The organism is Pseudomonas sp. 10-1B (genome assembly GCF_000935045.1).
Lineage (GTDB): Bacteria > Pseudomonadota > Gammaproteobacteria > Pseudomonadales > Pseudomonadaceae > Aquipseudomonas.
On record NZ_JYKS01000054.1, the window covers coordinates 1 to 19943 of the forward strand.

19 protein-coding genes and 1 pseudogene are annotated in these 19943 nt (G+C 64.4%); 12 read left to right on the forward strand and 8 right to left on the reverse strand.

Annotation, left to right across the window (positions count from 1 at the left end; translation table 11 throughout):
- Positions 1 to 198 precede the first annotated feature (198 nt).
- Both pcaG and pcaH read right to left on the reverse strand, forming a co-directional pair.
- Entirely contained in the window at positions 199 to 804 is a 606-nt protein-coding gene (pcaG, locus tag TZ03_RS24100) for a protocatechuate 3,4-dioxygenase subunit alpha (RefSeq protein WP_051100859.1), read from the reverse strand.
- 10 nt (positions 805 to 814) lie between these two features.
- Complete coding sequence (pcaH, locus tag TZ03_RS24105) at positions 815 to 1534, reverse strand: protocatechuate 3,4-dioxygenase subunit beta (RefSeq protein WP_051100860.1); 720 nt, start codon at positions 1532 to 1534, stop codon at positions 815 to 817.
- A gap of 226 nt (positions 1535 to 1760) precedes the next feature.
- On the opposite strand from pcaH, the gene TZ03_RS24110 reads away from it, so the two are divergent.
- From TZ03_RS24110 to TZ03_RS32085, 3 genes and pseudogenes are all read left to right on the forward strand, one after another.
- Complete coding sequence (locus TZ03_RS24110; protein ID WP_051100861.1) at positions 1761 to 2648, forward strand: neutral zinc metallopeptidase; 888 nt, start codon at positions 1761 to 1763, stop codon at positions 2646 to 2648.
- A gap of 408 nt (positions 2649 to 3056) precedes the next feature.
- Positions 3057 to 3986, forward strand: a pseudogene (locus tag TZ03_RS32080) (methyl-accepting chemotaxis protein); the annotation flags it as partial.
- The gene (locus tag TZ03_RS32085) at positions 3978 to 4841 is read left to right on the forward strand and encodes a methyl-accepting chemotaxis protein (RefSeq protein ID WP_414860321.1); all 864 of its coding nucleotides are present in this window, start codon (positions 3978 to 3980) and stop codon (positions 4839 to 4841) included. The pseudogene TZ03_RS32080 and the gene TZ03_RS32085, both read left to right, overlap by 9 nt.
- Before the next feature lie 389 nt (positions 4842 to 5230).
- Here TZ03_RS32085 and ggt read toward each other — a convergent pair whose 3' ends face one another.
- The 3 genes from ggt to TZ03_RS24130 all read right to left on the reverse strand — a co-directional run bounded on the left by ggt (position 5231) and on the right by TZ03_RS24130 (position 8687).
- Positions 5231 to 6898, reverse strand: a complete 1668-nt coding sequence (gene ggt / locus TZ03_RS24120) for a gamma-glutamyltransferase (protein ID WP_051100863.1) — start codon at positions 6896 to 6898, stop codon at positions 5231 to 5233.
- Positions 6899 to 7015: 117 nt separating this feature from the next.
- The gene (locus TZ03_RS24125; RefSeq protein ID WP_051100864.1) at positions 7016 to 7912 is read right to left on the reverse strand and encodes a LysR family transcriptional regulator; all 897 of its coding nucleotides are present in this window, start codon (positions 7910 to 7912) and stop codon (positions 7016 to 7018) included.
- A gap of 184 nt (positions 7913 to 8096) precedes the next feature.
- On the reverse strand, positions 8097 to 8687 hold the full coding sequence (locus TZ03_RS24130) for an NAD(P)H-dependent oxidoreductase (RefSeq protein ID WP_051100865.1): 591 nt from the start codon (positions 8685 to 8687) through the stop codon (positions 8097 to 8099).
- A gap of 164 nt (positions 8688 to 8851) precedes the next feature.
- On the opposite strand from TZ03_RS24130, the gene TZ03_RS24135 reads away from it, so the two are divergent.
- On the forward strand, positions 8852 to 9166 hold the full coding sequence (locus TZ03_RS24135; RefSeq protein WP_051100866.1) for a putative quinol monooxygenase: 315 nt from the start codon (positions 8852 to 8854) through the stop codon (positions 9164 to 9166).
- Here TZ03_RS24135 and TZ03_RS24140 read toward each other — a convergent pair.
- A complete protein-coding gene (locus TZ03_RS24140; protein ID WP_051100867.1) occupies positions 9156 to 9920 on the reverse strand; it encodes a sulfite exporter TauE/SafE family protein in 765 nt (254 codons plus the stop codon). The genes TZ03_RS24135 and TZ03_RS24140 overlap by 11 nt on opposite strands.
- 77 nt (positions 9921 to 9997) lie before the next feature.
- Here TZ03_RS24140 and TZ03_RS24145 point away from each other — a divergent pair, with 77 nt between their 5' ends.
- The 8 genes from TZ03_RS24145 to TZ03_RS24180 all read left to right on the forward strand — a co-directional run bounded on the left by TZ03_RS24145 (position 9998) and on the right by TZ03_RS24180 (position 17303).
- Positions 9998 to 10882 (forward strand): LysR substrate-binding domain-containing protein, encoded by an 885-nt coding sequence (locus TZ03_RS24145; RefSeq protein ID WP_051100870.1) that lies wholly within the window; start codon positions 9998 to 10000, stop codon positions 10880 to 10882.
- Between the two features lie 125 nt (positions 10883 to 11007).
- Positions 11008 to 11613: a CDP-alcohol phosphatidyltransferase family protein gene (locus tag TZ03_RS24150; RefSeq protein WP_051100873.1), complete on the forward strand. Its 606-nt coding sequence runs from the start codon at positions 11008 to 11010 to the stop codon at positions 11611 to 11613.
- Between the two features lie 30 nt (positions 11614 to 11643).
- A complete protein-coding gene (locus TZ03_RS24155; RefSeq protein WP_051100876.1) occupies positions 11644 to 13398 on the forward strand; it encodes a bifunctional alpha/beta hydrolase/class I SAM-dependent methyltransferase in 1755 nt (584 codons plus the stop codon).
- Complete coding sequence (locus TZ03_RS24160; protein ID WP_051100878.1) at positions 13399 to 14847, forward strand: phosphatase PAP2/dual specificity phosphatase family protein; 1449 nt, start codon at positions 13399 to 13401, stop codon at positions 14845 to 14847. It abuts the gene before it with no gap.
- Entirely contained in the window at positions 14844 to 15275 is a 432-nt protein-coding gene (locus tag TZ03_RS24165) for a hypothetical protein (protein ID WP_051100881.1), read from the forward strand. The genes TZ03_RS24160 and TZ03_RS24165 overlap by 4 nt, the downstream gene beginning before the upstream one ends.
- 11 nt (positions 15276 to 15286) lie before the next feature.
- A complete protein-coding gene (locus TZ03_RS24170) occupies positions 15287 to 15910 on the forward strand; it encodes a lysophospholipid acyltransferase family protein (protein WP_051100883.1) in 624 nt (207 codons plus the stop codon).
- A 1-nt stretch (position 15911) separates the two neighbouring features.
- Positions 15912 to 16844 carry a phosphatidate cytidylyltransferase gene (locus TZ03_RS24175; protein WP_051100885.1) on the forward strand — a complete coding sequence of 311 codons (933 nt, stop codon included), beginning with the start codon at positions 15912 to 15914 and terminating at the stop codon, positions 16842 to 16844.
- A 114-nt stretch (positions 16845 to 16958) separates the two neighbouring features.
- A complete protein-coding gene (locus tag TZ03_RS24180) occupies positions 16959 to 17303 on the forward strand; it encodes a cupin domain-containing protein (RefSeq protein WP_051100888.1) in 345 nt (114 codons plus the stop codon).
- Positions 17304 to 17516: 213 nt separating this feature from the next.
- Here the strand turns inward: TZ03_RS24180 and mmsB are convergent, their stop codons facing one another.
- Positions 17517 to 18404 (reverse strand): 3-hydroxyisobutyrate dehydrogenase, encoded by an 888-nt coding sequence (gene mmsB, locus TZ03_RS24185; protein ID WP_039613062.1) that lies wholly within the window; start codon positions 18402 to 18404, stop codon positions 17517 to 17519.
- A 10-nt stretch (positions 18405 to 18414) separates the two neighbouring features.
- Positions 18415 to 19941 (reverse strand): CoA-acylating methylmalonate-semialdehyde dehydrogenase, encoded by a 1527-nt coding sequence (locus TZ03_RS24190; RefSeq protein WP_051100891.1) that lies wholly within the window; start codon positions 19939 to 19941, stop codon positions 18415 to 18417.
- Positions 19942 to 19943 lie beyond the last annotated feature (2 nt).

The following is a 19943-nucleotide window of genomic DNA, read 5'->3' on the forward strand; positions in this document are numbered from 1 at the left end:
GTATTTGCCCATAGGTCCCCCAAGGGTTGGATTTTTTGTCCAACTTCTTGGGGGCAGTCCAGGGACCGCGCAAAGCTTGAGGTCTGCACTGCTCCTGTGGGAGCCCGGCTTGTCGTGGCGACGAACCGCGTCGATGGGCCGCAAAGCGGCCCCAATCGCTTAACTGACCGACATTAGCCGTCTAGCGGCCCCTTTCATTCAGAAGTCGAAGAACACCGTCTCCCCTTCCCCCTGAATACGGATATCGAAGCGATACGCCGTCTTCCCGTCCACTTCGCAACGCTTGGCAATCAACGTCTCGCGCCGTTGCGGCTGCTCGATCAGGTTCAGCACCGGGCACTTGGCATTGGCCTCGGCCTCGTCGTCGAAATACAGCCGCGTGTGCAGGTGGATGTTGATGCCGCGGGCAAACAGGCTGATGTTGATGTGCGGCGCCATCGGCACGCCAGCGGCGTTGTTCACCACACCCGGCTTGACCGTGTGCAGGGTCCACTCGCCAGCGTCGAAAGTAGTCGCGGTGCGGCCAAAGCTGTTGAAGGAGTTTTCCAGGTTGTAGGCATCCTGGTACTGGCCATTGGCGTCGGCCTGCCAGACTTCCAGGAACGAGTCGCGCACCAGGTGGCCGTTACCGTCATACACCTGGCCGATCAGCAGAATGTGCTCGCCTGGCGCGTCTGGCTTGGCCAGGCGGTTCCAGATTTCCTGGTCACGGGTGGGGTTGCCGGCCGCTTCCAGGGCCAGGCCGATGTGCACGTAGGGGCCGGCGGTCTGCGAAGGGGTTTCCGGCAGCAGTTCGATTGGCATGGCGGGGTCCTCAGCAGTTTTCGAAGTGGGTCTTGCGCTGGCCGCGCAACACGATGTCGAAGCGGTAGGCCAGGCAGTCCATCGGGTTGGCGTTGCTCATGTCGAGCTTGGCGATCAACTGCTGCACCGCTTCAGGGTTGGCGATCGACTTGACGATCGGGCACATCGGGATCAGCGGGTCGCCCTCGAAGTACAACTGGGTGATCAGCTTGGTGGCGATCGACGGGCCGCTGATGGCGAAGTGGATGTGCGCCGGGCGCCAGTCGTTCGGGCCATTGCGCCACGGGTATGGGCCCGGCTTGATGGTGCGGAAGCTGTAGTAGCCGTCACGGTCGGTCAGGCAACGGCCGACGCCGCCGAAATTCGGGTCCAGCGGTGCCAGGTAGCGATCGTTCTTGTGGCGATAGCGGCCGCCGGCGTTGGCCTGCCACATTTCCACCAGGGTGTTCGGCACAGGCTTGCCGTACTGGTCGACGACGCGGCCGGCGACGATGATGCGCTCGCCGATCGGCAGGCCACCATTATTGAAGTTCAGCAGGAGGTCATGGTCGTGGGCACCGAAGCCCAGATGGGAAAAGTCCGGGCCGGTGGTTTCGCTGATCGACTGCGGAATGCTGACCAGTGCCTGACGCGGCGAGCGGGCAATGGAGGTCTTGTAGTCAGGCGTAAGGGCTTTCGGGTGCCAGTTGCGATCACGGATCACGAAGCGGCTGTTGTCCTGGGCGGGCATGCCGGTTTCCTCTCTTGGAATTATGGAAATGCGCAGGGGGCTTCTTGGAAGCCCTTCGCGGGTAAGCCCGCTCCTACATGCAGTTTCAGACAGGTCGCGTGCGATGAATATTGAAATCAGGCGCTTCAAACATAACCATTTGGTTATGGGTTAACACCTTGGCCTGACACCTGCCACTGTCGTGAACTAATCTTTGTCTTCTTGTTTCACGCTCCGGAGAGCATTCATGGAATGGCGAAAAGGCCGACGCAGCGACAACGTGGTCGATGCCCGAGGCGAAGGTGGCGGTGGTGGCGGCATGCGCTTCGGCGGCGGCAAAGGGTTGGGGCTCGGGGCGATTCTGCTGATCGTCGGCATCGGCTGGCTCACCGGGCAGGACCCGTTGCAGATTCTTGGCCAGCTCGCCGGCCAGATGGAGCAACAGCAAACGGCCCCCAGTGGTGCGGGCGGCAAGGCGCCACCGGCCAATGATGAACAGGCCGAGTTCGTCGCCTCGATCCTGGGCGATACCGAAGACACCTGGAAAGCCCTGTTCGCCGAAGCCGGCAAGCAATACCGCGACCCCAAGCTGGTGCTGTTCAGCGGCCAGGTCAATTCGGCCTGCGGCTTCGCCTCGGCGGCGGTGGGGCCGTTCTACTGCCCGGCGGACCAGCGGGTGTACCTGGACATGTCGTTCTTCCGCGAAATGGAAACCCGCTTCGCGGCGGCCGGCGACTTCGCCCAGGCCTATGTGATTGCCCACGAAATCGGCCACCACGTGCAGACCCTGCTGGGCGTGTCGGCCAAGGTGGATGCCGCGCGTCGCAGTGGCCAGCGCATGGAAGGCGACAATGGCCTGCTGGTGCGCCAGGAACTGCAAGCCGACTGCCTGGCCGGGGTGTGGGCCTACCAGGCGCAGAAGCGCCTGAACTGGCTGGAGCCAGGTGACATCGAGGAGGCACTGAATGCAGCCAATGCCATTGGCGATGACCGCCTGCAGCAACAGGGCCGCGGGCGCGTGGTACCGGACTCCTTCACCCATGGCACCTCGGCACAGCGGGTGCGCTGGTTCAAGACCGGGTTTGCCGAGGGCGAGGTGAACCGCTGCGATACCTTCAGCGCGCGTAACCTTTAAGATTGTGTGGGGCCGCTCTGCGGCCCTTCGCGGGCAAGCCCGCTCCTACAGGGATGGCGCTAGCCTTGAGGTCACCGGTGTACCTGTAGGAGCGGGCTTGCCCGCGAAGGGCTGCAAAGCAGCCCCAATCCATCCAGTTACAAATCTGCTGAAAAAGCGTTTCAGCTTCTCCCATCCTTGCCGATAACCCCTGGACGAATCAGCGGGCATCCAGAACAACAACGCCTGGCGATCGAAGATCAAGCGAGCGAAAACAACTTCTGGAGAGCGTGCATGAACAGCTGGTTCGCCAACATCAGCGTCAACCTCAAACTGGGCCTGGGCTTCGGCCTGGTACTGATCCTTACCGGCCTGCTGGCCCTGACCGGCTGGACCAGCCTGGGCAGCCTGATCGACCGCAGCAACTGGATGGGCGATATCGGCCAGCTCAACAAAGACCTCACCGACCTGCGCATTGCGCGCCTGCAGTACATGATCGCCAACGGCGACGATGCCGCAGCCGCCAACACCCAGGCCAAGCTGGACGCCTTCGGCAAGCAGCAGGCCTACCTGGCCAGTACCTTCAAGAGCCCCGAGAACCTCAAGCTGCTGGGCGAGCTGGGCGAGACCATCAGCGCCTACAAGGTGTCGCTGAACAAGATGCGCCAGGGCTACGACGCCTCCCGCGCCGCACGCGATGCGATGGACAGCTCGGCCAGCCGCGCCGACCAGGCCATGGATACCCTCAGCCGGGAAGTCATGGAGCGCCCCGAGGCCGACAGCGTACGCCTGGCCCAGTACCAGCTGATCAGCAAGGCCCGCCAGCAACTGTTGCAGGTGCGCATCGACGTGCGCGGCTACATTGCCGACAACAGCGCCGCCAACGAGCAGGCCGCCCTGCGCCAGCTGGACACCGCCCTGGCCGAAATCGACAACCTCAAGCGCCAGCTGCCCGCCGAAGACACGCGCCTGCAACAGTTCGAGCAGTCGGTGCTGGCCTACCGTGATGCCGTGCGCCAGTTCCGCGACGCGGTCGCCAACATCACCACCGCACGCGCCGAAATGACCGTGCAGGGCGCCGACATCGTCAAGCGCAGCGACGCGCTGTACCAGATCCAGCTGCAGCGCCGCGACATGGAAAGCACCCAGGCCCGTAGCCTGCAGGCCATCGCCACACTGCTGGCGCTGTTGGTCGGCGTACTGGCGGCGGTGTTGATCACCCGGCAGATCACCCGCCCGCTGCATGACACCCTGGTGGCGGTGGAAAAGATCGCCAGCGGCGACCTCACCCAGCACCTGCGCGTCACCCGCCGCGACGAACTGGGTGTGCTGCAACAAGGCATCGCGCGCATGGGCACCACCCTGCGCGAGCTGATCAGCGGCATCCGCGACGGCGTCACCCAGATCGCCAGCGCCGCCGAGGAGTTGTCGGCGGTGACCGAGCAGACCAGTGCGGGGGCCAACAACCAGAAGGTCGAGACCGACCAGGTAGCCACCGCCATGCACGAAATGGCTGCCACCGTTCAGGAAGTGGCACGCAATGCCGAGCAGGCTTCGCATGCCGCCACCGGCGCCGATGACGAAGCCCGGGCCGGGGACCGCGTGGTGGGCGAGGCGATTGGCCAGATCGAGCGCCTGGCCGAAGACATGAACCGCTCCACCGAGGCCATGAACCTGCTGCAGCAGGAAAGCCAGAAGATCGGCAGTGTGATGGATGTGATCAAGTCGGTGGCCGAACAGACCAACCTGCTGGCGCTCAACGCGGCGATCGAAGCGGCGCGTGCTGGCGAGGCTGGCCGTGGGTTTGCCGTGGTCGCGGACGAAGTACGCGGCCTGGCCCAGCGCACGCAGAAGTCCACCGAAGAAATCGAGGAGCTGATCGCCGGCCTGCAGCACGGAACCCAGCAGGTGGCCAACGCCATGCACGGCAGCCGTACCCTGACCGACAGCAGCGTCGAGCTGGCGCGCAAGGCCGGGGCCTCGCTGGAGAGCATCACCAGCACGGTGTCGAGCATCCAGTCGATGAACCAGCAGATTGCCGCAGCGGCGGAGCAGCAGAGTGCGGTGGCCGAGGAGATCAGCCGCAGCATCCTGAATGTGCGTGATGTGTCGGAACAGACGGCGGCGGCCAGCGATGAGACAGCAGCGGCCAGCGTGGAACTGGCACGGCTGGGTGGGCAATTGCAGATGCTGGTCAGCCAGTTCCGCGTCTGACCTGAAAACCCTGGGGCCGCTTTGCGGCCCATCGCCGGCAAGCCAGGCTCCCACAGGGATTGCACAAGCCTTGAGGGCAACACCTTACCTGTGGGAGCTGGCTTGCCAGCGATGAGGCCGGCACAAGCCAGGCTCCCACAGGGATTGCACAAGCCTTGAGGGCAACACCATACCTGTGGGAGCTGGCTTGCCAGCGATGAGGCCGGCACAAGCCAGGCTCCCACAGGGATTGCACAAGCCTTGAGGGCAACACCATACCTGTGGGAGCTGGCTTGCCGGCGATGAGGCCGGCACAAGCCAGGCTCCCGAAGGGATTGCACAGGCCTTGAGGGCAACGCAATACCTGTGGGAGCTGGCTTGCCGGCGATGAGGCCGGCACAAGCGACCGCTTACTTGACGATCATCCCCACCCCACGCCCACGCGGATCCGAAGCGGTCTCCAGCTTCGCCCCGTCCACCCGGATCGCCTGGATATCGCCCATCTCCCAGCCCTGGTCCTCCAGCACATACCCCATTTTCTTCAGCTCATCGGCCACCGGCCCGGTCAACGGCGCATAACTGTCGAAGTAGATGGTGTCCTTGGGCAGAAGTTGGTGGTGCACGCGCTGCGCCGCGACCGCCTTGTCCAGCGGCATGCCGTAGTCGTACAGGTTGTTCATCACCTGGAAGATCGAGGTGAAGATCCGCGAGCCACCCGGCGTACCGATGACCAGCTCGACCTTGCCATCGCGGGTCATCAGGCTGGGGCTCATCGACGACAGCATGCGCTTGCCCGGCTCGATGGCATTGGCATCACCACCGACCACGCCAAAGGCATTCGCCGCCCCCGGCTTGGCGCTGAAGTCGTCCATCTCGTCGTTGAGCAGGAACCCTGCGCCTTTCACCACTACACCACTGCCGTAATCGAGGTTGAGGGTGTAGGTGTTGCTGACCGCGTTGCCCTGCTTGTCGACGATCGAGAAATGCGTGGTCTGGTGCGGCTCCAACCCCGGTTTGACCTGGTCGGTCTCGGAAATGGCCTTCGGGTTGACCTGCGCGGCGCGCTTGGCCAGGTAGTCCTTGGCCACCAGCTGGTCCACCGGCACCTTGGTGAAGGCCGGGTCGCCGAGGTAGTCGGCGCGGTCGGCGAACACCCGCTTCTCGATCTCGGCCAACAGGTGGATGTACTGCGCCGAGTTGTGCGCCACCCCCTTGAAGTCCGCCGCGCGGTCTTCCTTGATGCCCAGCAACTGGGCCAGGGCGACACCGCCGGAGCTTGGCGGTGGCGCGGTATAGACCACATTGCCGCGCCAGCTCACGGCCATCGGCTCACGCCACACGGCCTTGTAATCCTTCAGGTCCTGTTTGCTGATCAGGCCCTGGTCGGCCTGCATCTGCGCCACCAGCAGGTCGGCGGTCTTGCCCTGGTAGAACTCGCTCACGCCCTTGTCGGCGATGCGCTCCAGGGTCTGGGCCATTTCCGGCTGCTTGAACAGCTCGCCGACCTTCATGTTGCCGAAGTAGTCGTTGAAGTTGGTCGCGGTCTTGAACATGCCCTGGGCATCGTTGCGGTACTGGTACTGCTTTTCCGCGACCTTGAAGCCGTTTTTCGCATAGCCGATGGCCGGGGTCAGCAGCTCGCTCCAGGGCAGCTTGCCGAACTTCTGGTGCGCCTCCCACAGGCCCATCACCGTGCCGGGCACGCCGGCAGCGCGTGCCCCGACCAGGCTGAGGTTCTCGATGACCTCGCCCTTGTCGTCCAGGTACATGTTGCGTGTGGCGGCCTTGGGCGCGACTTCGCGGTAGTCGAGGAAGTAGGGCTTGCCGTCGATGAACAGGGTCATGAAGCCGCCACCACCAATGTTGCCGGCCTCCGGGTAAGTCACCGCCAGGGTGAAGGCGGTGGCCACTGCCGCGTCCACCGCGTTGCCGCCCTTCTTGAGAATATCGGCGGCGACCTGTGCACCATATTGATCGGGTGCGGCCACCGCACCGCCCTCCAGGGTGGCGGCATTGACCGAGGAACAGCTCAGGATCGCGGCTGTGAGAGCCAGGTACTGGAACGGGACAATACGCATGACACTTCCTTGGTGTTGTTTTTGTTGAGCGTTCAGTAAGGCCGAAGCGCTTCGACTGTGCAAACAACCGTAGGAAGTTTCGCCGCCTGTGGACAGGATCTGTCGCGTTCAGGCAACTCAGCAGGCGTACATCGCCAGCTTGCGCTGGATGAAATCGAGGAAGCACTGAATGCGCAGCGCCAGTTGGGTATTGCGGTAGTACACCGCGTGGATCGGCTGGCGGTAGCCATTGTTGGCCTCGCCCAGCAGTACCTGCAAGCGCCCGCTGCGGATGTCCTCGTGGGTCATGAAGTGCGACAGGCTGACGATGCCCTCCCCGGCCAGCGCCAGCTGGCGCAGGGTCTCGCCGCTGGAGGCGATCAGCGCGGGGCGGATACTCCAGCGGTCACCCTGGGCGTGGCGCAGTGGCCAATGGTTGAGCGAGTCGGGCTGGCTGAAGCCGAGCAGGCAGTGGTTGCTGAGGTCTTCGACCTTTTCCGGCGTGCCGTACGCATCAAGGTAGGCCGGGCTGGCGAGGATCTGCACCGGGCTGCAGCCAAGCGAACGCGCGTGCAGGCTGGAGTCGGCCAGTTCACCGATGCGGATCGCCACATCGGTGCTCTGTTCCAGCAGGTCGATGATCAGGTCGTCGGTGTTCAGTTCCAGTTCGATGCCCGGGTACTCGCGGCGGAATTCACCGATCCACGGCAGGATGGCATGCAACATGAACGGCGCGGCGGCGTTGATACGCAGGCGCCCGGTGGGGGTCTGGCGGTTCATCGACAGACGCTCTTCCATCTCGTCCATCTGCTCCAGGATCAGGCGCGAGCGTTCGAGAAAGAAGCGGCCCTCCTCGGTGAGGTCCATGCGCCGGGTGGTGCGGTTGACCAAGGTGGTGCCGAGCTTGGCCTCCAGGCGTGACAATGTTCGGCTGACGGCTGAGGGTGTCTGCCCCATCGATTCTGCGGCGGCGGAAATCGAGCCGCAGTCGATGACGGCGACGAATACCTGGAGTTCTTCGGATCGGGTTTTCACATCTGGGCCTGTGCTTGGACTGTGCAGGGATTAGATAGCCGCTTGTCGAGGCCAAGTCCAGCGATGCCTGGGCCGGCCTCTTCGCGGGCACGCCCGCTCCCACAGAGATCACACAAGTTTCAAGGCTTGCACAGTACCTGTGGGAGCGGGCGTGCCCGCGAAGAGGCCGGGACAGGCCAACCCCTTATTCAGCCTTGCCAAACACCTTGTCCAGGTGCGCCTCATAGGCCGCCAACGCCGCCGGCACATCCGGGCGTTTCATCACATCCGTGGCCAGGAAGGTCGGCAGCCCGCTCATGCCGAGGAACTGGTTGGCCTTGTGGAACGGGAAGTACACCGCATCGACACCCTTGCCTTCGAAGAAATCGCTCGGGTCGTCAAAGGCCTGCTGCGGGGCGTTCCAGGTCAGCGACAGCATGTACTGCTTGCCGTGGACCAAGCCACCGCTGCCGTACTTCTGCGAATGGTCCGAACGGGTACGGCCGTCGTTGGCATACAGGCTGCCGTGGCCTGCGGTGAATACATCGTCGACGTACTTCTTCACGGTCCATGGTGCGCCCATCCACCAACCGGGCATCTGGTAGATCACCACATCGGCCCAGAGGAATTTTTCCACCTCTTCCTGCACATCGTAGCCGCCATCGATGAAAGTCTGGCGCACATCGAAACCGGCCCGGTCCAGATGAGCGATGGCCGCTTCGTGCAACGTTGCGTTGAGGCGTCCGTCGGAATGGGCGAACTGTTTACCGCCGTTGAGCAAAAGGATCTTTTTCATGCAGGCCTCCAGGGGCCGAATCAGAATTCAGGCCGGCAGGTTAGAGGCTCGCGGGCGTGGGATATAGCAACGACAGGGCAAAATACAATTGACTTGAAGTCATGAATACCAGACGCATTGTTGCCGTAGAATCGGTTCACCTTTCCATCACCGAGTAGCGACCCATGAGTGAGCAATACGCGTTCGTCCTCAAAGCCAAGACCCGCCCGGAAATGGCTGAAGCATTCGAAGCCTTGTTCCGCCCCTACGTCGAGCCAAGCCGCCAGGAGCCAGGCTGCATCGAGTACCACATGCTGCGCGACCAGCAGGACCCAAGCCTGTTCGTGTTTTTCGAGGTGTGGGCCAACAAGGCCGCACTGGATGTGCACTCGGCCCTGCCGCACATGGCCGCATTCTTCGAAACGCGCATGGACTACCTGGAGCGCGACTTCGATATCCAGATGGTCGATATGCTCAGCGTATCGTCCGCTAGCCGTTGATCAGCAGATGGCCGCCGAGTGCGGCCAGGCCGATGAAGAAACAACGTTTGAACAGCAGCGCACTGATGCGCTGACGCAGCCACTGGCCGGCCAGCATGCCGAGCAAGGCCGGCGCCAGCATCAGCAGCGAAGCGCCCAGCGCCTGGCCACCCAGAGCATCCTGCCCGGCCAGGCCAACGGCCAAGGCCAGGGTCGAGACCGTGAACGACAGGCCCAGGGCCTGGATCATCTGCTCACGGCCCAACCCCAGGCTTTGCAGGTAGGGCACCGCCGGCATCACGAACACACCAGTCGCGGCTGTAACCACACCAGTCAGCAACCCACAAAGCGGCCCCAGCCAACGCTCGCGTTCCGGCGCCAGATACAAGCCGGGGCCGACCAGGCCGTACAGCGCATACACCAGCAAGGCCGCGCCCAGCGCATGCACGGCCCACGGGCCGCTGTCGAGCCCCAGCCAGGCACTGCCCACCAAGGTACCGATGCAAATCATCGCCAGCATCGGCCCCAGGCGCACCAACAAATCCCTCAGGTGCCCGCCGTTGGCCAGCTGCCACAGGTTGGTGAGGGTCGAGGGCACGATCAGCAACGCCGCAGCCTGCGCCGGAGACATAGCCAGGCCCAGCAGGCCCATGGCAATGGTCGGCAAGCCGAGGCCGATCACCCCTTTCACCGCACCGGCCAGCAGGAAGGTCAGCAGCACCAGCAGCGACAGCGCTGGGCCAATGTTCTGGTAGAAAGCGAGCAAGGTATTCATGAGCCGATGATGGCGTGTGCCGGCCGGGGTGAAAATCTGCCATATACTCAGCCAGACTCTTTTCAGGACAGAGCCACATGCATTTCGACCTGATCGACCTCAGGCTGTTCCAGCACACCCTGGAGTGCGGCAACATCACCGCTGGAGCCAGCCGCAGCCACCTGTCGCTGCCTGCAGCCAGTGCGCGCATCCGCGCCATGGAGGCGTCGCTGGGCATCCCCTTGCTGGAACGCAACCGCCGGGGTGTCCAACCAACTCCGGCGGGCCAGGCACTGCTGCAGCATGCCCGATTGATAACCCAGCAGGTCGAGCGCCTGCAGTTCGACCTAGGCCAGTACGCGCAAGGGCAGCAAGGCCAGGTGCGCCTGTTGTGCAACACGGCGGCACTCACTGAATACCTGCCCGAGCTGCTGGCCAGTTATCTGGCTGAAAACCCTGGGGTCAGCGTGGATGTACAGGAATTGCCCAGCCTGCGTATCGTGCAGTCGATCAGCCAGGGCATGGCTGACCTGGGCATCGTTTCCACCGCCGCCCCCAGCGAGCACCTGCAGACCCGGCCGTTTCGCGACGACCCGTTGGTGCTGGTGACGCCGTTGGGCCACCCGCTGGCCAGTGAGGCCACGCCCAGCTTCATCGACAGCCTGGCCCATGGCTATGTTGGCCTCGGGGCCGGCAGTGCACTGGCGCTGTACCTGGAAGAGCAGGCGCTGCGCGAAGGGCGGCGCATGCGGGTTCGGGTGCGGGCTGAGGGGTTTGACGGGGTGATCCGCATGGTCGCGGGCGGGGCCGGGGTGGGGGTGGTGCCGCTGGCAGCGGTGCAGCGTTGGCAAGGGGTGTTGCCGTTGCACTGGGTGGCGCTGAGGGAAACATGGGCCAACCGCCGGTTGCTGGTGTGCGCGCGGGATTTCGCGGCGCTGCCGGGCTATGCCGCAGCATTGGTTGAGCGATTGCTGGAAACCTGAGATTACCTCGGTGCCTGTCAGGGCGCATTCGCGGGTAAACCCGCTCCTACAGTAGGAGCGGGTTTACCCGCGAAGAAGGCTCACACACAATGGCGCCATAACGCCCCACCGAAAAGGACTTTCCAGTGGCATCGATCTACCAGCTCAAACCGCGCTTCCAGGCCCTGCTTCGCCCGGCAGTCCAGCGCCTTTACGACCGCGGTGTCACCGCCAACCAGGTCACCGTCGCCGCCGCAGTGGTCTCGCTCCTGCTGGGCCTGCTGCTGGCCGCCCTGCCCCATGTCACCTGGCTGTTCATCCTGATCCCGGTGTGGATGCTGTTGCGCATGGCGTTGAACGCCGTCGACGGCATGCTGGCCCGGGAATTCGGCCAGCAGTCCACCCTCGGCGCCTACCTCAACGAACTGTGCGACGTGATCGCCGACGCCGCGCTGTACCTGCCCTTCGCCCTGCTGGCCGGTGTTTCCCCAACGCTGGTGGTACTGGTAGTGCTGTGCGCCACCTTCAGCGAATACGCCGGTGTCATGGGCCCGCTGGCCGGTGCTTCACGGCGCTACGACGGCCCCATGGGCAAAAGCGACCGGGCCTTGGCCTTCGGCGTGCTGGGCACCGGCGTCGCCTTCGGCCTGCTCGATGGCGCCTGGATCAACGGCCTGTTGCTGGTCATCCTCGCGCTCTCGCTCTATACCCTCTACAACCGGGTTCGCCAGGGGCTGGCCGAAACCCGCTGAGCCTACCGCCGCTGCAAAAGGACGTTGACCATGCGCCAAGCGCAAGCGCTGCACTTCTCCACCCATGACGGTGTCGAGCTGCACTACCGTCACTGGCCTGCCAGCCGCAACGAACACCAGCCACGCCGCGCCGTGGTGATGTTCCATCGTGGCCACGAACACGGCGGGCGCATGGCCCACCTGGCCGATGAGCTGGACATGCCGGGCTACGACTTCTTCGCCTGGGATGCCCGCGGCCATGGCCAGTCGCCAGGCGCACGCGGCGACAGCCCGGGGTTCGCCACCAGCGTGCGCGATGTACAAACCTTCATCGAACACATCCAGGCCCACCACGGCATCGCCGAGCAGGACCTGGTAGTGCTGGCGCAAAGCGTCGGGGCCGTGCTGGTCGCCACCTGGGCCCACGACTACGCCCCCAAGGTGCGCTGCCTGGTGCTGGCCTCGCCGGCCTTCAAGGTCAAACTGTACGTGCCCTTCGCCCGCCCCGGCCTGAAGCTGCTGAAGGCCTTGCGCGGCAACTTTTTCGTCAACAGCTACGTCAAGCCACGCCTGCTCACCCACGACCCCGAGCGGGTCATGTCGTATGTGGCCGACCCGCTGATCAGCCGGCCTATTTCGGTGACCATGCTGCTCGGCCTGTATGAAGCCGCCGACCGCGTGGTGGCGGACGCCCAGGCTATCCAGATACCCACTCAACTGCTGGTGTCCGGTGCCGACTTCGTGGTCGAACGCCAGCCGCAACAGCGCTTTTTCCATCGGCTGGGCAGCGCGCGCAAGGAAATGCACATCCTGCCGGGCTTCTTCCACGACACCCTCGGCGAACGGGATCGGGCGCATGCCCTGCGGCGCATCGAGCGGTTTGTCGAGCACTGCTTCGCCAGCCCCACACCCGTGCCGTCGCTGCTCGAGGCCGACAAGAGCGGCGCCAGCTGCGCCGAGGCCGAAAGCCTGGCCGCGCCGTTGCCGCGCCACTCACCCCGTGACCTGTACTGGCGCGCCACCCGTGCCGGGCTACGCCTGGGCAAGGGGCTGTCCGCAGGCGTGAAGCTGGGCTTCGACACCGGCTTCGATTCCGGCAGCACCCTCGACTACGTGTACCGCAACCAGCCGACCGGCAAAGGCAAGCTGGGGCGCCTGGTCGACCGCAACTACCTCGACGCCATCGGCTGGCGCGGCATTCGCCAGCGCAAGCTGCACGTAGAGGAACTGCTGCGCCTGGCCATCGCCCACCTGCGCGAACAGCAGCGGCCGGTGCACATTGTCGATATCGCCGCCGGCCATGGCCGCTACATTCTCGAGGCCCTGCAAGAGCTTGAGCAACTGCCGGACTCGATCCTGCTGCGCGACTACAGCGAGCTGAACGTGCAGCAAGGCAGCGCGCTGATCGCCGAAAAAGGCTTGGCCGACATTGCCCGCTTCGTCCACGGCGATGCCTTCGACCGCCAAAGCCTGGCCACCCTGGAACAACCGCCAACCCTGGCCGTGGTCTCAGGCCTGTACGAACTGTTCCCCAGCAACCAACTGGTGGGCAACTCGCTGGCCGGCCTGGCCGACGCGCTGGAGGATGGCGGCTACCTGGTCTACACCGGCCAGCCGTGGCACCCGCAACTGGAGATGATCGCCCGCGCCCTCACCAGCCACCGCGGCGGCGAGGCCTGGGTGATGCGCCGCCGCAGCCAGGCGGAAATGGACCAGTTGGTTGAGGCGGCGGGCTTCCGCAAGCTGGCCCAGCGCATCGACGAATGGGGTATTTTCAGCGTCAGCCTGGCGCAACGGGTGCGCTGAATGAGCTCATCGCGCGAGCCGGGGCTGATCCGCCGGGGCGTGTTCTGGCTTCTGCTGCTGGGGCCGTTGTTTTTCCTCAGCTACGGGCTGGCGAACAACCATACGGCCGGGCGCAGTGATGTCGGCACCCTGGTGTTCGCCTGGGAAAGCCACATGCCGTTATGGCCCTGGACGATCATCCCCTACTGGTCGGTTGACCTGCTCTACGGGCTGTCCTTCCTGCTGCCGCGCACGCGCCAGGAAATGGACCGGCATGCGCTGACGTTGCTCAGCGCCCAAGTGATCAGCGTCACCTGCTTCCTGCTGTGGCCGCTGCGCTTCACCTTCGAGCGGCCGGAACTGGGCGGACTGTTCGGTTGGTTGTTCGATGTACTGATGGGTTTCGACAAGCCATTCAACCAGGCGCCCTCGCTGCATATCGCGCTGCTGGTGATCATCTGGACGATGTTTGCCCGGCATGTGCGGCGCCAGCCCTGGCGTTGGTTGATGCATGGCTGGATGGCGCTGATCGGCGTGTCGGTGCTGACCACCTGGCAGCACCATTTCATCGACGTGCCGACAGGGGCATTGGCGGGGTTTGCCTGCCTCTGGCTGTGGCCACATCAGGGGCCGCTGCCTTGGCAGCAGGCGAGCCTTGCGCGTGATGCCAAGCGCTGGCGCCTGGCGTTGTGCTATGCAGTGGGCGCGCTGTTGTGCGCAGTGCCTGCCGGGGCACTTGGCGGCGCCTGGCTGTGGTTGGCCTGGCCGGCCGTGTCGCTGGCTTTGGTGGCGCTGAACTATGGCGTGCTTGGCGCGGGCGGGTTTCAGAAAGGTGCCGATGGGCGCTTGTCGCCTGCGGCCTGCTGGTTGCTTGCGCCGTACCTGACCGGGGCGTGGGGCAATTCACGGTTGTGGACCTGGCGTCATCCGCAGGCGGATGAAGTGTGTGATGGCGTTTACCTGGGGCGGATTCCAGGGCGTGGTACACCATTCGCTGCGGTTGTCGATTTGTGTGCAGAGCTGCCTTGTAATGTCCATGCCGGCGCGGTCCTTTGTAGGAGCGGCCTTGTGTCGCGAAAGGGCTGCGCAGCAGCCCCGGCAATTTCTGCCGCGAAGCTGAAAACCTGGGGCCGCTTCGCGCCCCTTTCGCGACACAAGGCCGCTCCTACACAGATCGCGTCAGCTGTTGGCTATCAGTGTTTCCCGACCCTGGACCTGATAGCGCCGGACTGCACGCTGCTGCACCAGGCCGCCATCGCCATCGAACACCTGCGCTCCCAGGGCCCCGTGCTGGTCTGCTGCGCCTTGGGCTATTCTCGCAGCGCCAGCGCCGCAGCCGCCTGGCTGGTGCTGACCGGCCGCTGCAACGATGTGCAACAGGCCGAAGCCCTGCTGCGCAAGGCCCGCCCCGGTATCGTTCTACACCGCGCGCACCGCCAGGCCTTGCAACAGCTTGGAGCACAACCATGAACCTGCTCGTGGTGGCCAGCCTGCTGGGCCGTGGCAAACAGCTGGAGCGCCTCTCGGATGGCCTCACCCTGCTGGCCCTGGCCTACGGCCTGGCGCCCTTGCTGGGCACCCCGCTGCAACCGCTGGCCAGCCTTCTGTGCGGCGTGCTGCTGGTACTCGGCGTGCTGCACAAATACTGGGCCATCCGCGTAGCAGTGGATGCCGAACTGTTCGCCTACCTGGCCAGCAGCGCCGACCTGGCGACAGACACCCAGGCCCTGGACCGCGCCCTGTTCGAACTGAACCTCAAGCCGCAAGCCACGGACTGCCGCGCCTGGCCTGCCCGCAGCCAGGCCGCACTGGCGCTTTTGCGGCGCCAGGCAGTGTGCCTGGGCCTGCAACTGTCGCTGGCCTTGGCTACCCTGCTGACACTGCCTTTGAAGGGATAACAAGCCAACCCATGCTCGCCAACCTGACCGCCTACGCCATCACCTCCGCCGCCCGCCTGATCACCGGTGCCCGCGCCCTGTGGCTGGGCTGCACGCCACTGCCGGTGCAGCGCCTGTATTTCGCCAACCACAGCAGCCACGGCGACTTCGTGCTGCTGTGGGCCTCGCTGCCACAGCCGCTGCGCAAGCATACCCGCCCGGTAGCCGGTGCCGATTATTGGGCCAAACCGGGCATCCGCGATTTTCTGATCCGCAAGGTATTCAATGGCGTGCTGATCGACCGGCAACGCAGCGAAGGCCAGGGCAGCCCGCTGCAGCCAATTCTCGAAGCGGTCGCCCAAGGCGATTCGCTGATCTTCTTCCCGGAAGGCACGCGCAACCTCGGTGATGAACCGTTGATGCCGTTCAGGAGCGGGCTTTACCACCTGGCAGCAGCCAACCCCGAAGTCGAACTGGTACCGGTATGGATAGCCAACCTCAACCGGGTAATGCCCAAGGGCCGTGCGCTGCCGTTGCCGCTGCTGTGCACGCTGAGCTTTGGCGAACCGCTGCACCTGCAAGCAGATGAAAGCAAGCAGGCGTTTCTCGAGCGGGCCAGCCAGGCCCTGCTGAACCTGGCCCCCAAGGATGCCTGAGATGGACGACAACACCCTTTCCCTGTTCGCCGGCATCGGCGCCCTGCTACTGCTCGCCAGCGTGATCGGCCGCCTGCTCAAGTGGCGCGCCGGCCCGGCACCACATCCCGTGATCGACAACCTCAACGCCCGCATCAATGCCTGGTGGGTGATGGTGCTGGTGATCGGCATCGCCTTCCTGTTCGGCAAGTACGGCGTGATCGTGCTGTTCTACGGCGTGTCGTTCTACGCCCTGCGCGAATTCATGACCCTCACCCCGACCCGGCGCAGCGACTACCCGGCGCTGGTGGCAGCGTTCTATGTGGCGCTGCCGGTGCAGTACATGCTGATCGCCATGGATTGGTACGGCTTGTTCAGCATCTTCATTCCGGTGTACCTGTTCCTGTTGCTGCCGATCCTGGCCAGCTTCGGCGGCGACACCACACGCTTTCTCGAACGCGCCTCGAAGGTGCAGTGGGGGTTGATGATCGCGGTGTACTGCGTATCGTCGGTGCCGGCACTGATGACCTTGGATATCCCCGGCTACGAAGGGCGCAACCTGCTGCTGATCGCCTGGCTGATCCTGGTGGTACAGATCAGCGACGTGCTGCAGTACGTGTGCGGCAAGCTGTTCGGCAAGCACAAGGTGGCGCCCAACCTGTCGCCGTCGAAGACCGTCGAAGGGCTGGCCGGTGGCGTGGCGCTGGCCACCCTGATCGGCGCCCTGCTGTGCTGGATCACCCCGTTCACCTTCTGGCAGGCCGCGCTGATGGCACTGGCAGTCAACGCCATGGGCTTCTTCGGCGGGTTGGTGATGTCGGCGATCAAGCGCGACCGCGGGGTGAAGGACTGGGGGCACATGATCGAAGGCCACGGCGGCATGCTCGACCGCATGGACTCGGTGTGCTTTGCCGCGCCGGTGTTTTTCCACTTCGTGCGGTATTGGTGGGCATAAGGCGTGTGCCTGGCATAGCGCGGGCAGACAGCTGGACGTCGAGCCCAGGCAACTGCGGCTCTGCCGATAGCCCTATGGTGACCAGTCATTCAGCCAGTCACCAGGAGTTGTGCCATGTCCGATTTCATCACCGTCCTGCGCGAAACCTGCCCGACGCCGGTAGTGGACGCCACCAAGTGGAAGCGCATCGGCGGCGATCCGCACACCGTCAACCTCAACGCCTATCTGTCGGCCGACGGCAGCAAGATCATGGGCACCTGGATCTGCACCCCGGGCAAATTCGAGGTCAATTACGAGAAGTGGGAGTACTGCCACTTCCTCGATGGCTACTGCATCATCACCCCGGAAGGCGAGGAGCCGAAGCACCTGAAAGCGGGTGATGTGTTCGTGATCGAACCGGGGATGAAAGGCACCTGGGAAGTGGTCGAGACTGTGCGCAAGTATTTCGTCTTTGCCTGATACCAAAGCTGACATTACCCCCTTGTAGGAGCGGGTTTACCCGCGAATGCTGCAGTGGCCTCACCGACGCCTTCGCGGGTGAACCCGCTCCTACAACGGCCGCGTAATACCTGCAGGCGTGGGCAAAAAAAATCGCGGATCAGCCGCCCTTCCCTCTGGTGCGCAGTTACAGAGGGAAGGCCGCCTGGCCCGCGATGAAGCCCACCTCTTGCATCAATCCTTCTTGCGATAACCCTCGACGATCGCCGAAAAGTCCTTGCCGCCCTCGCCGCGCAGGCTCATGGCCTGATACAGCTGCTGCGCCACGGCGCCCAGGATCACCGGTTGATGGGCTTGGCGTGCCGCTTCGGTCGCCAGCCCCAGGTCCTTGAGCATCAGCTCGGCGCCAAAACCACCGGTATAGCCACGCGATGCCGGCGCGGTCTCGATGATGCCCGGCCACGGGTTGTAGGTGTCCGAGCTCCAGCAACGCCCGGTCGAACTGTTGATGATACCGGCCAGCACCTTGGTATCGATGCCCAGCGCATTGCCCAGGGCCATGGCCTCGGACACGCCGATCATCGAGATGCCCAGCAGCAGGTTGTTGCAGATCTTGGCGATCTGCCCGGTACCCACCTCCCCGCAGTGCACGATGTTGCGACCCATCTGCTCCAGTACCGGCTTGAGGGTGGCGAACAGCTCGGCGCTGGCACCGACCATGAAGGTCAGGGTGCCTGCCGCCGCGCCGCCGGTGCCACCGGACACCGGTGCATCGCCCATGTCCACACCCTTGGCCGCCGCGGCCTTGGATACATCACGCGCAGTCTGCGGGTCGATGGTGCTGCAGTCCACGGTCGGCGTGCCGGGACGAATGCCGGCCAGCACGCCGTCTTCGTTCAGGTACACGCTGCGCACGTGGGCCGCGGCCGGCAGCATGGTGATCACCAGCTCGCTGTTGGCCGCCGCGTCCTTGGGCGACGGGCTGATCTGCCCGCCCAGTTCCGCCAGCTCGGCCAGCACGGCCTTGTTCAGGTCGAACAGGTTCAGTTGGTGCCCGGCCTTGATCAGGTTGCGGGCCATGGGCGCGCCCATGTTGCCCAGGCCGATGAATGCGATACGCATGACGTGCTCCTTAGCGCAGGCTGATGGTGGTGTTCACACCGTCATTGACACTGTCGTCATCGAACCAGCGAGCGGTGACGGTCTTGGTCTGAGTGTAGAACTGCACCACTTGCTTGCCGTACGGGCCGAGGTCGCCGAGCTTGGAGCCACGCGAGCCGGTGAAGCTGAAGAACGGTACCGGTACCGGGATCGGGATGTTGATACCGACCTGGCCGATGTCGATTTCGCTCTGGAACTTGCGCGCTGCCGCGCCGCTCTGGGTGAACAGGCCGGTGCCGTTGCCGAACGGGTTGGCGTTGACCAGGGCGATGGCCTCGTCGAGGGTATCGACCTCCAGGGTCACCAGCACCGGGCCGAAGATCTCCTGGGTGTACACCTGCATGTCGGTCTTCACCCCCGAGAACAGGGTCGGACCGACGAAGTTACCTTGCTCGTAGCCGGGCACCTTGACGTCGCGGCCATCGAGTTCGAGTTTGGCACCTTCCTGGATGCCGCTTTCGATCAGGCCCAGCACACGCTCCTTGGCGCGCTTGGAAACCACCGGGCCGACATCGGTGCCTGGCTCACAGCCGGCATTGACCTTGAGCTTGCTGGCCGCGTCCTTGATATCCGGCAGCCATTCGCGGGCCTTGCCCACCAGCACCGCCACCGAGGTGGCCATGCAGCGCTGGCCCGCCGCGCCAAAGGCAGCGCCGACCAAGGCGTTGATGGTTTGCTGGCGGTTGGCATCGGGCAGCACCACCGCGTGGTTCTTGGCGCCCATCATCGACTGCACACGCTTGCCGTGCTGGCTGCCAAGGTTGTACACGTGGGTGCCCACTTCGGTAGAACCGACGAAGGAAATCGCCTTGATGTCCTGGTGAGTGCAGATGGCATCCACCACCTGCTTGCCGCCGTGCACCACGTTGAGCACCCCGGCCGGCACGCCGGCTTCCAGCGCCAGCTCGACCAGCAGCATGGTCGACAGCGGGTCCTGCTCGGACGGCTTGAGCACGAAGGTATTGCCGCAGACGATGGCCATGGGGAACATCCACAGCGGGATCATCGCCGGGAAGTTGAACGGGGTGATGCCGGCACACACGCCGATCGGCTGGCGCAGAGTATAGGTGTCGACGCCGCCGGCGACGTTCTCGGCGAATTCGCCCATCTGCAGGGTGCCGATGGACGCCGCATGCTCGACCACTTCCAGGCCGCGGAAGATATCGCCTTCAGCGTCAGCAATAGTTTTGCCCTGCTCGGCGCTGAGCACCTGGGCAATACGTTTGGTGTGTTCGCGGATCAGCGCCTGCAGCTTGAGCATGATGCGCATGCGCGCGCCGATTGGGGTGTCGCGCCAAGTCTGGAAGGCGCGCTGGGCTGCGGCCACGGCGGCGTCGACTTCCTCGGCGGTGGCGAACGGTACGCGCGCCAGCACCTCCTGGGTGGCCGGGTTGACGATATCGCGCCATTCACTGGTCTTGGACTCGACCCACTGGCCGTCGATCAGCAGTTTGACCTGCTCGACCTTGGTGCTGTTAGGGGATTGCGGTGCGTTCATCT